Raw genomic sequence first — 13,196 nt, 5'->3', positions numbered from 1 at the left:
TTCTATTGAAAGTAAGCTTTTCAGTTTTTCTAACGATTTAGGCTATTTCGTGACACACCCACAATCCGTGAAAATTCTGGTTATATCAGATTATGTGATTTTCGTAAGAATTTTATATTGTCTCCAATCATGGTAGTCTCCTTTTACTTGATAAAACTATTATAACATTTAGAAATTAAAAACTGGTTCAAAATCAATAGGATGTGTGTATTCGATACATTCAATAAATTCTTGGAAACAGTTCTACACCAGTTACACAAATCTATATACACCTATCTCATTCAAAATAAAAAGAAAGCTGCAGTTCTTTTAATCCTGTATCAACGATTCATTCTGAAATCGAATAGGAGACATTTCCCAAGTCTACAATTCACTTCATCTCAAATTAATTTTTGTAATTCACCCTTAGTTTATAGATTTTATACTCAACAAAAGTATAAAGCATACAAAACTTCACTTTGAACCAGTATTTATACTATATTCCGTATTAAAAATTCTATTATTGGTTTTGTAAAAAACAGTCTTCAAATATCCTGAAATATAGCAAAAAGAGATTGGGTAAAAACTCATTGTCTCTTCTCACTCAAGGACTAACTTTACTTGAGCAAACTGAATCCGCACTATCGTTCCTTTTCCAACCTCAGACTCGATACGAATCTGGTGCCCCAGTTCTTCAGAAATTTTCTTAGATAGATAGAGGCCAAGTCCAGATGACTGCTGAGTTAGGCGTCCATTATATCCTGAGAAGCCACGTTCAAAGACTCGGAGGACATCACTGTTTTTTATCCCGATTCCCGTATCCTTGATACAAAGCTCTTGCCCCTCCATATAAATCTCCAGACCACCTTCCTTGGTGTACTTGAGACTGTTTGAGATGATTTGCTCAATAACCACTAGCAGCCACTTTTTATCCGTCACGATTTCTTTATCAAGGTCATGTAGATTGACATTTAAGCCTTTTTGAATAAAGAAAAGAGCATATTTACGAATTATTTCCTTGACCAAGTCCTCAATTTGAACTTGCTTTAAGACCAAATCATCATGGAAACTTTCTAAACGCAGATACTGTAAAACTAGATTGGTATAGGAATCGATTTTGAAAATTTCCTGTTCTAATTGCTGCTTCAGTTGGCGGTCGGCTACTTCTGCAACTAAGAGTTGACTGGCTGCAATGGGGGTCTTTATCTGATGGACCCACAAGGTATAGTAATCCAGCAAATCCGTCAGTTTTCTTTCTGAATCTGACCTCTGCTGATAGAGTTTCATCTCACGCGCTTCTAATTTTTCAGCCAAAACTCTTTCCAATGGAGACTGAGCTTCCCTCTCCCCATAGAGAATTTCCTGACGATAGACCTGCATTTCCACCAATATGTCCCAAGTGAAAAATAAGATGGTTACAAAGCAACACAAGAGGAAAAAGTAGAGAAAGTAAATTCCCAAACTGGCAAATAAAAACTGAAAGAGTAAGACTAGAAATGCTAAAGCAAGCAGATAGACAAACAGACGACTACGGGAGCGCAGATAGGCTAGAAAAAATTGTTTCCAATCAAGCATGCTTTAATCCATACCCTATCCCTTTCTTGGTCTCGATAAATCCTACCAAGCCCTGCTCTTCCAATTTTTTACGCAAACGAGCCACATTAACAGAGAGGGTATTGTCATCAATGAAAAAGTCACTGTTCCAAAGTTCCCGCATGAGGTCGTCACGCGCTACGATGTTGCCCGCATGCTCAAACAAAACTCGTAAAATCTGGAATTCGTTCTTGGTCAAATTTAAGACTTGGCCTTGATAATGTAAATCCATGGATTTGGTATTGAGGATAACACCAGCATATTCCAGTAAACTCTCGTCACGCCCAAACTCATAGGAACGACGCAACAAGCCCTGAACCTTGGCTAAAAGAACCTGCTGGTCAAAAGGCTTGGTCACAAAGTCATCCGCCCCCATATTGATCGCCATGACGATATCCATAGCCTGGTCTCTGGAAGACAGAAACATGATGGGTACCTTGGAAATCTTGCGAATTTCCTGACACCAGTGATAACCATTAAACAAGGGCAAACCAATATCCATGAGGACCAGATGAGGTTCCGACTGAACAAATAGACTCAAAACTTCCATAAAGTCTTCTACCAAGACCACTTCAAATCCCCATTCAGAGAGCATTTTCCCGACTTGTTGACGAATGACCTGATCATCTTCTACTAATAAAATCTTGTGCATCTGATTCTCCTTTGCTAATTTTAGGAGTCTTAAATCCTTTAGTATAAATAGAGGGCTTAGTATCTAATACTTTTTTGATATTTCCTTGTCACAACAGCTCAAAAACAGATAGTGAATAACCCCATTGATATCATACCTTATTTTCAGACATAGTGCCAGCACTACCCATTTATTTTTAATTTTTTCAACCCTCATTTCAGTTCTTTTATCCATCCCCTTAACCAAAATTTATATCTATTCTTCCAAACCTTGAGTGTAGTTAAAACGACACTCTATACTCTTCTAACATTGAAAAGCTCCTTATCAAGTGGTATCCGTAAAAAGTTCTAGCTTTCAGATTGACAATCTGAAAAAGATTTGTTAAGATATGAATGAACAATATTTAATATTCATTCAGAAAAGAGGTGAATCAAATTGGACAAAAAACAGGCTTTGAAATCCGCAGCTTATGAAGTTTTTTCAAAAAAAGGATACAAGGCGACAGGAATTTCAGAAATTGCTAGACAAGCTCATATGGCAGTCGGATCTTTTTATAACTATTACGAAAGTAAAGAGGCTATTTTTTTAGATATCTATATTGATGAAAACAACCGTGTTCGCCAAACTATGATCGAAGAACTGGATTGGGAAATTGATATGATTGATCTTATTAGTCAACTCTTTGCTCAATCCAGAGCACTCGTTTCTTCCAATAAAATCCTTGCAGAATGGTACAATCCTGCCATAGCAGATGAGTTGCATAGCTACTATTCCTCAGAAGAAGGGAAAGTCACGAATCCATTTCATCAATTTCTCGTGAAAACCTTTACTCATCGTTTGCAGACTGAAGGCCATTCTCCAGAAAAAATTCAAGATATTTTACAAGTTTACAACCTATTTTACTACATGGATATGCATATCACAGAAAATGATTTTCCAGATATTAGCAAAACTGTAGAAATACTAGCAACCAACTTCATTAAAGGAATACTGAAATAAAGAAATCTTTTCTTTATTTTTTGGAAATTATTGAATGAAAAAAAATATTATTCATTCATGAAAAATTACTACACTATAGGAGTTAAAAATGAAACGAGGGAAAAAAATGTTCATAATTATTCTAACTACACTTGGAGTGCTCGGCTTTATATCTTGGGGAATCATTACCTATCTTGGACGAAGTCAAACTTTATCGATAAAATCCATTGAAAATCCCAGCGGAGATTTGTATTTAGTTCACATCACAAAACCAAAAAATCAAATATGGAAAGCTGGCTCCTTTGCTCAGTTTAAGCTTCCTGACAGCGCGTTTGGTCCAGACAAAAGTCCAGTAAAGGAGAATCAGGCTAGCCGATGGCTAACCCTTGCTTCCACTCCTGATGAGGATGAAATTCTTATTGTAACCCATAATAGTGGTAGCGTGTTTAAGGAAACCTTAACACATTTACCAGCTGGTAGTAAAATTGAAATGAGGTGGCTGGAGTCATCTTTATCTGTTAAAGACAATGACCAAGCACTGGTTTGTTTTGCCTCTGATGTCGGCATTTCTACTCTACGTCCAGTTGTGAAAGAGTGGGCTGGTAAGCGCTCTATCATTCTTAATCATTTTGACAAAAGAGTTACTATTTTCGATAATGAGATGAAGGAACTGGCTCAAAAAACATCGAATTTTACTTATAAAACTAGCGATGAATTTTCTCAAAGTCAAGCATTTTTAAAAAATGCGGTTGTGAAATACGGTAACCAAGCTATTTATCTCTTGACCGGCCAACCTGATGATGTAAATGAGATGAAGAATTTTTTAAAGGAAAACGGGATTGATAGCAAAAACATTCAAGCAAGTTCGTTTAGAGGTTTGAAATAAAAGCAAACTGTCTTCTATGTGTCTGAATCATACCATTATAGGTCGGTATGTAGAGAGCTCGTACAAACCAACTAGTAAATTATATGTAATTGTGATAAGATAAACATAGAGAAAGGAGCTCTTATGGCCAATATTTTTGACTATCTGAAAGATGTCGCACACGATTCCTTTTACGACCTTCCATTGAATGAATTAGATGTTTTAGCCTTAACAGAAACCACCTACCTCTCCTTTGATAATCTGGTCTCCACAACTCCTCAGCGACTTTTAGACCTAGCACCTCAGGTTCCAAGAGAACCTAACATGTTGACCAATAAGAACCGCCTCCAGCTGTTGTATCAACTCTCTCAACACAAGCGCTTCAAGAATTGCAAACTCTTCCATTTTATCAACGACATCGACCCTGAATTGCAAAAGCAATTTGCGGCTATGACCTATCGCCTCACTCTTGATACCTATCTGATTGTCTTTCGTGGGACTGATGACAGTATCATTGGCTGGAAGGAAGATTTCCACCTGACCTATATGAAGGAAATTCCCGCCCAAAAGCACGCCCTCCACTATTTAAAGAACTTTTTTGCCCACCATCCTAAGCAAAGGGTCATTCTGGCTGGGCATTCCAAGGGAGGAAATCTAGCCATCTATGCTGCTAGTCAAGTTGAGCAAAGCTTGCAAAAGCAGATCACAGCAGTTTATACCTTTGATGCGCCTGGTCTCCATAAAGAACTGACACAAACCGAGGGCTATCAAAGGATAATGGATAGAACAAATGTCTTCATTCCACAAGGCTCCATTATCGGTATGATGCTAGAAATCCCTGCCCACCAAATCATTGTTCAAAGTACTGCCTTGGGTGGTATCGCCCAGCATGATACCTTTAGCTGGCAAATTGATGGCAAGCAATTCGTTCAACTGGATAAGACCAATAGTGATAGTCAACAAGTAGACACAACCTTTAAAGAATGGGTAGCGACAGTCCCTGATGAAGAACTCCAGCTCTACTTCGACCTCTTCTTTGGCACCATTCTAGATGCTGGGATTAGCTCCATCAATGACCTATCTTCCTTCAAGGCTATTGAACACATTCATCATCTCTTTGTCCAAGCTCAATCCCTCACTCCAGAAGAAAGGGAAACCATGGGACGCCTTACCCAATTATTGATTGATACCCGTTACCAAGCATGGAAGAATAGATAATACCTTTCAAAAATCAAATATATATAAAACAAAAGACCTAGAATACAGACTCTCATATGCATTCTAAGTCTTTTTAAATAGAATCTGACTACCAAAGAATCCCTTTGTAGGCTATCAAAATGAGGGCTAATAGCAGGACATAAAAGGCAAGGAAAAGCCATTTCATTTTGACACAGAGGGCCACGTACTCCCGAATAAAAGCAGATGGTATGTAGTAGCCTGCCGTCCTACATCCGAGCCCATCTCCCTTCATATTTAGTTTACGGGCATAGGTACTAGTACGAAAGACATGATAGTCATTAGTAACAAAGAGGAAACAAGGATTTTCAACCAATTGTTCTCCCACTTCTTTTGAAAACAATAAATTCTCATAGGTCGTTCTGGACTTGTCTTCAAGAAGAATGGATTCCTTGCGGACATCCGTCTCTTCTAAGATATAATTACAAATGGCCTGCGCTTCAGAAATCTTCTCATCTCCCCCTTGACCACCACTTGCAATCAGTTTAACATTTGGATTAGGAGAAGCCCTGAAGGCCTCGATTGCCTTATCAATCCGACGCTTGAGTAAGGGTGTCACTCTTTCTCCGTCTAACAAGCCAGCTCCATGAATAATGATAAAGTCATAGCTTTTCTTTTTAGGAATAAACAGGTACAGGATAGAATAAAGCATAAATCCTGCAAAAGCAAAACCGAAAAGGAAATAAGAATAAGTCGTAAATAGAAATAGGAGATTCAGAAAGTGATTTGTAGAAAATAGCTCATTCCTATCCCACAATCTAAATGACATGATTCCAAAAAATATCAGGATAACAAAACCAAGTAACATAGAAAGATAATTAGCTTTTGAACGTCCTTCTCGTTTCAGTAGGATGACTCCATTATAGATTAAACAGAGCCCACTTAGAAAAAGCAAAAAAGGAAGGAAGACAAAGGTAAATACCAAAAAGAATAAGTGAACCTTTTCATATCCATTCTGATAAAAAAAATGGGCCACCGATAAATAGATTGAGATGAGAGACAATAAAAATAAGGCTGGATTCCAAAGACTTCTGTTATCTTTCCAAAATGAAAAGACAAATGCGGCTACAATAATTCCTGTAAAAAGATACATCAGTTCCTCCTTTTATAAGTAGATTTTATCATAATTATCCAAAGAGAAAAAGAGGGCATCTATCCCTCTCACTCCTTCATCTGACTCTCTGCATCAGCCACGACTTGTTCTAAACTGGTCTGACCAAGCTCTGCCTCCATAGCCAGCTGGATTCTCTCTAGTTTTTGATCCAAAACCTCATGAATATGAGCTCCGACTGGGCAATTTGGATTTGGATTGTCATGGAAACTAAAGAGTTGACCTGTCTTACCAAGACACTCAACCGCCTGATAAACATCGAAGAGACTAATGTCCTTTAGGTCCTTGACAATCTCTGTTCCTCCTGTTCCACGCGCTACTGAAATCAGCTCTGCCTTCTTCAACTGGGACAAGGTTTTTCTGATAATGACAGGGTTAACCCCGACACTAGCAGCCAGAAAATCACTGGTCACCTTGCTTTCCTTCCCCTTGAGGGCAATGATTATCAGCATATGAGTCGCAATGGTAAATCTACTTGGAATTTGCATACTCTTCTCCTTTTTACGAGGCTACCCTGCCTCTACTCTTCTTTTTCTATTATTATACCCTTTTTTGTTGTAATGTCAATCGTTACCACTTTTCAACCAGGCATCTAATTCCCTATCATAACCCTCTTTCTGAGCCAATTCTCTCAGAAATTCCTGATTATGAGTATGGTGGATACCATTGACCAGACTTTCATAATAAACCTCAAAATAGGGAAGTTTGAGATCTTTAGCTAGCTGCAATTCGGCTGCCACATCGTAGTCCACCCGTCGGAAGTCCATATCTACCAAGCCCTTATCATCAAACTCCAAAATCATATACTGGGCCCGTAGGTCCTTCCGCAACTGGGCATCTAGAAAGAAAGGTTGCCCAATCGAACCTGGATTGACAATCAATTGTCCACCAGTCCCGTAACGAAGCAACTGCTGGTGAATATGACCATAAACAGCAATATCACAAGGAGGATTGGTCACCAAGCGGTCAAAATCCTCTTGCGCTCCAGTATGAATCAACTCTCGCCCCCAGTTCTTATCAGGCAAATGATGACTAATTCCCACCGTCAAATCCCCAAACTGACGATGGATCTGGAGTGGTTGATTGTGGAGCAGTTCAATTTCTTCTAGGGAAATTTCCTCTAAAACATACTGACACTGGCGCAAGAGATAGCGTTGACTGGGACGAGTACTATCCAATTCCTTGCGGACACCATGCCAAAGACTGTCTTCCCAGTTTCCCAAAACTCTAGCCGTAATCGGTAGTTGAGCCAACAAGTCCAAAATCTTTCTACGCCCTGTCCCTGGCATGAGAATGTCTCCCAAAAGCCAGTATTCATCCACTCCTAGCTGCCGAGCATCTGCCAAAACAGCCTCCAAGGCGGTGGTATTTCCATGAATATCTGAAAGAAGAGCTATTTTCGTCATATCCATCTCCTCGTTTTTTCTCTTGCAATAAGTATAACATAAAAAGTCACAGCTAGAGAAATCTAGCTTTTTTTGATATACTAGATAGAGATATTAGACAAGAGGAAGCGAATGACCCCGAATAAAGAAGACTATCTAAAATGTATTTATGAAATTGGCATAGACCTGCATAAGATTACCAACAAGGAAATTGCGGCCCGCATGCAAGTCTCTCCCCCTGCCGTAACTGAAATGATTAAACGGATGAAAAGTGAAAATCTCATCCTCAAGGACAAGGAATGTGGCTATCTACTGACTGACCTTGGACTCAAACTGGTCTCAGAGCTCTACCGTAAGCATCGCTTGATTGAAGTTTTTCTAGTCCATCATTTAGACTATACAAGTGACCAGATTCACGAGGAAGCTGAGGTCTTGGAACATACTGTATCTGACCTGTTCGTGGAAAGACTGGATAAATTGCTAGGGTTCCCTAAAACCTGCCCCCACGGAGGAACTATTCCTGCCAAGGGAGAACTCTTAGTTGAAATCAATAACCTGCCACTAGCTGACATCAAGGAAGCGGGCGCCTACCGTCTGACTCGTGTGCACGATAGTTTTGACATTCTCAGTTATCTGGACAAGCACTCACTTCACATCGGTGATTCGCTCCAAGTCAAGCAGTTTGATGGCTTCAGCAACACCTTCACTATCCTTAGTAAAGACGAGGATTTACAAGTGAATATGGACATTGCCAAACAACTCTATGTCGAAAAAATCAACTAATTTCTCAAGTCCCCTACCAACCCTGAAAATTTGATTTTCAGGGTTTTATTTTTATCATTTGATTTTGCTTTCATTTAGTTGTAGAATATTTGTTAAAAAAAAAAGAAAGATAGTTTAACCTATGAAAAAATCACTAAAAATTTTTGCGACATCTAAATGGTTTGACCTCTTTGGAGTTGCTTTGGTCGTTGGGATTGCGATTGCATCTGGTTACCTCAACTCCCGCCTCGATAAATTTGTAGACTGGGGACCATGGACAGCTCTTGTTCCCTTTGGATTGATTTCCGTAACCAATGTTGGGATTTCCATGTTGTCCACTCGTTTCACGGGAAAATTAAGCAAATGGGGAAATTACTTTGGCATTGTTAATACCATTTTGTCCGGTGCTATTGATTATATCCTTGGAAATAAGGCGGCTATTATCACTTATCCCGTCACCTTCCTCATTTATACCTTTGCTATTAAGAAATGGGAAGCTTCGCAAGAAGGCAGACCCAACCAAATGAGCCAAGAACAGCTAAAATTGGCGGCCATCATCATTTCAATCATCGCCTTCCTCTTTGCCTTTGTGACCAACTATATCGGATATGAGGGCAAGATGAATCTCCTTGCCTACGTAACAACTATTGCCTTTGCACTGTCCCTCATTGCCAATGCTTTGAATGCATTGAAACTAACAACTCAGTGGGGCTTTTGGTTGATTTACAATTTCGTTCAGCTGACAAAGGCTGGCATTCAAGGAAACTTTGCCAATATCGGTAAATACATCTTTTATATCCTCAATGCAATCGGAGCTTTATTTGTCTGGAATGATGAAGAAGTAAAACAATAAGAGGAAAATCAAATAAAGAAATCTAACAGAATCTCCTTACTAAAATTTTTTATCATTTTACTTGTAACTCCCATTCTTTTGGAGTAGAATGAAGCTAGATAAAAGAGGGAGGTCTTGTCATGAAAAAACTCTATAGAATCCATTTTACAGCAATTGCAGTTATCGATTTGCTACTATTCGCATTTTTTAGCACTAGACCCGAGACAGCTTTCGACTGGCTCTTGCTCACTGGTTTTATTTTCCTCCTTGTTCAGGGACTCCTGCTATTTCGCTTGGTCGTCCAACTAAAAAATCAATTCGCTGAGATTTATCCTCAAATCAATAAAATGATTCGCTTCTACTATTTAGGGGTGCTCATCAGCGACTTTCTATTATTTGTTCTCTTAGCCTTCACTAGTTCTCAGCGATTTTCCACTCTTATGCCAATCGTCACTGCTTGTCATTATACTTTATATTATCTGACGACTGACTACCTAAGAGAAAACTATCCAGACTTTTACGATAAACACATCACTTTATGGGAGTGTCTCTAAGGAAAAGGAGGTTTTAGCATGAAAAAAATCATCTTCATCAAAACTATTCAACTCCTTGTCATTGATGGAATTATGCTGGCATTTTTGACATTTAAAGAAGGGCTTACTTGGGATTGGATTTTAATTTATAGCGGTTGGCTCATTTTCTTTCATCCTGTGCTATTGACCTATCTGTCTAATCAGCTTTGTGACCACTTTAGTCAACTCTATTCCCAGATTAGACCGCGATTCTGGCGTTTTGCCTTACAAATCCTCCTATGGGATAGCCTGATGATTCTCTCCTTGATATTTTTAAGTAGCATCCCACTTTTCCTTCAGGATACCCTCCTCATCCTAGGACACATCATCCCTTCCTATCGCACTTGCCAAAGCCTGAAACAAGATTTCCCCAAGCCCTATCAAGAACCGATTTCTTTTTGGAGCATTTTATGATAGATGAGAAAAACCAAGCCGGCTGGGCTTGGTCTTTCTTATCTATTTTTAGTATCTAGGATAATGGTAACTGGCCCATCATTGACCAGCTCAACCTGCATATCCGCTCCAAAGATGCCTGTCTGAACGGGCACTTCTTGCGCTAATTTTTGATTGAATGCATCATAGAAGTCTGATGCCATATCAGGCTTGGCTGCACCTGTAAAGGCTGGACGATTGCCTTTCTTAGTATCCGCAAAGAGGGTAAACTGAGAAATAGAGAGGATTTCTCCTTCAATATCTTTGACAGACAGGTTCATCTTGCCTTCTGCATCTGAAAAAATCCGCATATTGACCAGTTTTCTCACAGCATAGTCCAAATCTTCCTCTTGGTCCTCTGGTCCAACACCAACCAGCAATAAGAGTCCCTGATTAATTTTTCCCTGAACCTGACCTTCGATACTCACTTGGGCTTTTTTAACCCGTTGGATAATGATTTTCATAATAGCCTTTCTAGTAAGAGCTAGGCCAATTAGCCGTTGGTCCGTTTAACAGAATAGACCTCTGGTACGCTCTTAATCTTATCTACGACCGTGGTCAGCGTCGAGAGGTTAGCAATGCCGAAGGACACATGGATATTAGCAAACTTCATATCCTTGGTTGGTTGGGCATTGACCGTTGAGATGTTCTTGGTTGTGTTTGAAAGAACTTGCAGTACATCGTTCAACAGTCCTGTACGGTTGAGACCATAGATATCGATATGAGCCATATACTCCTTATTTGAGTTTGAATACTGGTCTTCCCACTCCACATCAAGGAGACGTTGCTCGTAGTTTTCTTGGGCACGCAGGTTCATACAGTCCACACGGTGAATAGCCACACCACGCCCCTTAGTGATATAGCCGACAATATCATCACCAGGAACAGGATTACAACACTTGGCAATCCGCACGAGGAGACCTGAGGCACCTTCAATGACCACACCACCCTCATGCTTGACCTTGAGGGTTTCTTTGTTTTCAACCTTGACCTCGCCACCTTTGACAAGTTCTTCTGCTTCCGCCTTGGCCTTGGCACGTTCTTCTTCACGACGTTCCTTTTCAGTCAGACGGTTAAAGACGGTAATCGCACCAATTTCGCCAAAACCAATGGCCGCAAAGAGGGATTCTTCTGTCTTGTAGCTGGTCTTTTGTAGAACTTGGTCCATGTGGCGCTTGTCCATGAATTTATTGGCTACATAGCCGTTTTCTTGGAACTGGGCCATCAACATCTCACGACCCTTGTTGACAGACAATTCCTTATCTTGATTTTTAAAGAACTGACGAATCTTGTTACGGGCCTTGCTGGTCTTGACCATGTTAAGCCAGTCACGGCTCGGCCCAAAGGAGTTCGGGTTGGTAACAATTTCAACCTGATCCCCTGTCTTGAGCTTGGTTGTCAGTGGAACCATACGACCATTGACCTTAGCACCAGTTGCTTTTTCTCCGACTTTTGTATGGATTTCATAGGCAAAGTCAATCGGTCCTGAATCTTTTGGAAGTGAACGGACAGCTCCATCTGGGGTAAAGACGTAAATCTCCTCAGCCAGATAGTTTTCCTTGACCGAGTCCACAAATTCTTTGGCATCATCAGCCTGGTCTTGGAGCTCCATCATCTCCTTGATCCAGTTCATCCCAATAGCTGATTCCTTGCTGTTAACCTGCCCCTTAACGCCTTTCTTATAAGCCCAGTGAGCCGCAACCCCGTACTCAGCCACCTCGTGCATGGCTTTAGTTCGAATCTGGAATTCAATCGGCCCTTTTGGCCCATAAACAGTCGTATGGATAGACTGGTAACCATTGGCCTTGCGGTTAGCGATATAGTCTTTAAAGCGACCAGGCATGGGTTTCCAAAGTTCATGCACATAACCCAACATGGCATAAACATCACTTTGGGTATCTAAAATACAGCGAATAGCAATCAGGTCATAGATTTCCTCAAACCGTTTTCTCTTATCCTGCATTTTGCGGAAAATAGAGTAAATATGCTTGGGACGACCATAAATCTTCCCTCTCAAGTGATGATCCGTCGTATATTCCTCTAATTTTGTGACCACCTCATCCACCAAGGCCTCACGCTCCCTACGCTTTTCCTTCATCATATGGGTAATCTTGTAAAACTCCGTTGGGTTGAGGTAACGGAAAGATAGGTCTTCCAATTCCCATTTGACACTGGAAATCCCCAAACGATGGGCAAGTGGGGCATAGATTTCCATGGTTTCTTTGGAAATACGCTCCTGCTTGTCTTTTCGAAGATGTTTCAGGGTCCGCATATTGTGCAAGCGGTCAGACAGTTTGACCAAGATAACACGGATGTCCTCAGACATGGCCATGAGCATCTTGCGATGATTTTCCGCTAATTGCTCTTCGTGAGACTTGTACTTGACCTTACCGAGCTTGGTAACTCCATCGACAATCACGCGCACATCAGGACCAAACTCTCTTTCCAAATCGTCCAAGGTCGCATCTGTATCTTCCACCACATCATGCAAGAAACCACAAGCTACTGTTACAGCATCCAGCTTGAGCTTGGCTAAAATACCTGCCACTTGGATGGGGTGAATGATATAAGGCTCACCTGATTTGCGATATTGACCACTATGGCATTCAACAGCATAAACCAAGGCCTTATGGACAAAATGGACATCCTCTTCCGTTAAATATTCTTTGGTTAAAGCGACAACTTCTTCGCCTGTTAAATTCACTTCTTTTGGCATCTCTACTCTCCAATTCTTCCTACCATTTTATCACTTTTTTAAGAATATGAAAACTAGATTGGAACAGAATAAGAAAAAAATAATTCAGAATTGCTTGATAATTC

The 13,196-nt window shown here is 40.2% G+C and carries 14 protein-coding genes; 7 read left to right on the top strand and 7 right to left on the bottom strand.

Annotated elements, in window-relative coordinates; all coding sequences use genetic code 11:
- Positions 1-579 precede the first annotated feature (579 nt).
- Complete coding sequence (locus HT718_RS03330; protein WP_173267267.1) at positions 580-1,554, bottom strand: sensor histidine kinase; 975 nt, start codon at positions 1,552-1,554, stop codon at positions 580-582.
- On the bottom strand, positions 1,547-2,224 hold the full coding sequence (locus tag HT718_RS03325; RefSeq protein ID WP_000548991.1) for a response regulator transcription factor: 678 nt from the start codon (positions 2,222-2,224) through the stop codon (positions 1,547-1,549). The genes HT718_RS03330 and HT718_RS03325 overlap by 8 nt, the downstream gene beginning before the upstream one ends.
- A 408-nt stretch (positions 2,225-2,632) precedes the next feature.
- Between HT718_RS03325 and HT718_RS03320 the strand changes: the two genes are divergently transcribed.
- The 3 genes from HT718_RS03320 (at position 2,633) to HT718_RS03310 (ending at position 5,264) form a co-directional block, all read left to right on the top strand.
- Positions 2,633-3,202 carry a TetR/AcrR family transcriptional regulator gene (locus tag HT718_RS03320; RefSeq protein ID WP_261015094.1) on the top strand — a complete coding sequence of 190 codons (570 nt, stop codon included), beginning with the start codon at positions 2,633-2,635 and terminating at the stop codon, positions 3,200-3,202.
- 88 nt (positions 3,203-3,290) lie between these two features.
- Positions 3,291-4,067 carry a ferredoxin reductase gene (locus tag HT718_RS03315; RefSeq protein ID WP_173267263.1) on the top strand — a complete coding sequence of 259 codons (777 nt, stop codon included), beginning with the start codon at positions 3,291-3,293 and terminating at the stop codon, positions 4,065-4,067.
- 123 nt (positions 4,068-4,190) lie between these two features.
- Complete coding sequence (locus HT718_RS03310; RefSeq protein WP_173267261.1) at positions 4,191-5,264, top strand: DUF2974 domain-containing protein; 1,074 nt, start codon at positions 4,191-4,193, stop codon at positions 5,262-5,264.
- Positions 5,265-5,352: 88 nt separating this feature from the next.
- On the opposite strand, the gene HT718_RS03305 is transcribed toward HT718_RS03310, so the two are convergent.
- The 3 genes from HT718_RS03305 to HT718_RS03295 form a co-directional block, all read right to left on the bottom strand.
- Complete coding sequence (locus tag HT718_RS03305; protein WP_173267259.1) at positions 5,353-6,375, bottom strand: YdcF family protein; 1,023 nt, start codon at positions 6,373-6,375, stop codon at positions 5,353-5,355.
- Between the two features lie 68 nt (positions 6,376-6,443).
- Entirely contained in the window at positions 6,444-6,881 is a 438-nt protein-coding gene (locus HT718_RS03300) for an Rrf2 family transcriptional regulator (protein ID WP_140834537.1), read from the bottom strand.
- 75 nt (positions 6,882-6,956) lie between these two features.
- The gene (locus HT718_RS03295) at positions 6,957-7,799 is read right to left on the bottom strand and encodes a metallophosphoesterase family protein (RefSeq protein WP_173267257.1); all 843 of its coding nucleotides are present in this window, start codon (positions 7,797-7,799) and stop codon (positions 6,957-6,959) included.
- Positions 7,800-7,910: 111 nt separating this feature from the next.
- Between HT718_RS03295 and HT718_RS03290 the strand changes: the two genes are divergently transcribed.
- The 4 genes from HT718_RS03290 (at position 7,911) to HT718_RS03275 (ending at position 10,358) form a co-directional block, all read left to right on the top strand.
- On the top strand, positions 7,911-8,561 hold the full coding sequence (locus HT718_RS03290; protein ID WP_173267255.1) for a metal-dependent transcriptional regulator: 651 nt from the start codon (positions 7,911-7,913) through the stop codon (positions 8,559-8,561).
- Positions 8,562-8,682: 121 nt separating this feature from the next.
- Entirely contained in the window at positions 8,683-9,393 is a 711-nt protein-coding gene (locus tag HT718_RS03285; RefSeq protein ID WP_173267253.1) for a nicotinamide mononucleotide transporter, read from the top strand.
- Between the two features lie 119 nt (positions 9,394-9,512).
- Positions 9,513-9,926: a hypothetical protein gene (locus HT718_RS03280; RefSeq protein ID WP_000737932.1), complete on the top strand. Its 414-nt coding sequence runs from the start codon at positions 9,513-9,515 to the stop codon at positions 9,924-9,926.
- An 18-nt stretch (positions 9,927-9,944) separates the two neighbouring features.
- Complete coding sequence (locus tag HT718_RS03275; RefSeq protein ID WP_000720030.1) at positions 9,945-10,358, top strand: hypothetical protein; 414 nt, start codon at positions 9,945-9,947, stop codon at positions 10,356-10,358.
- A 38-nt stretch (positions 10,359-10,396) separates the two neighbouring features.
- Here the strand turns inward: HT718_RS03275 and dtd are convergent, their stop codons facing one another.
- Complete coding sequence (gene dtd / locus HT718_RS03270) at positions 10,397-10,840, bottom strand: D-aminoacyl-tRNA deacylase (RefSeq protein WP_000691419.1); 444 nt, start codon at positions 10,838-10,840, stop codon at positions 10,397-10,399.
- Positions 10,841-10,869: 29 nt separating this feature from the next.
- The gene (locus HT718_RS03265) at positions 10,870-13,092 is read right to left on the bottom strand and encodes a bifunctional (p)ppGpp synthetase/guanosine-3',5'-bis(diphosphate) 3'-pyrophosphohydrolase (protein WP_001123811.1); all 2,223 of its coding nucleotides are present in this window, start codon (positions 13,090-13,092) and stop codon (positions 10,870-10,872) included.
- Between the last annotated feature and the right edge of the window lie 104 nt (positions 13,093-13,196).

Origin of the sequence: Streptococcus sp. 714 (genome assembly GCF_013277115.1) — a bacterium.
Classification (GTDB): Bacteria; Bacillota; Bacilli; order Lactobacillales; family Streptococcaceae; genus Streptococcus.
The sequence above is the reverse complement of the archived record's forward strand: the minus strand, read 5'-3'. Positions and strand labels throughout refer to the sequence as shown.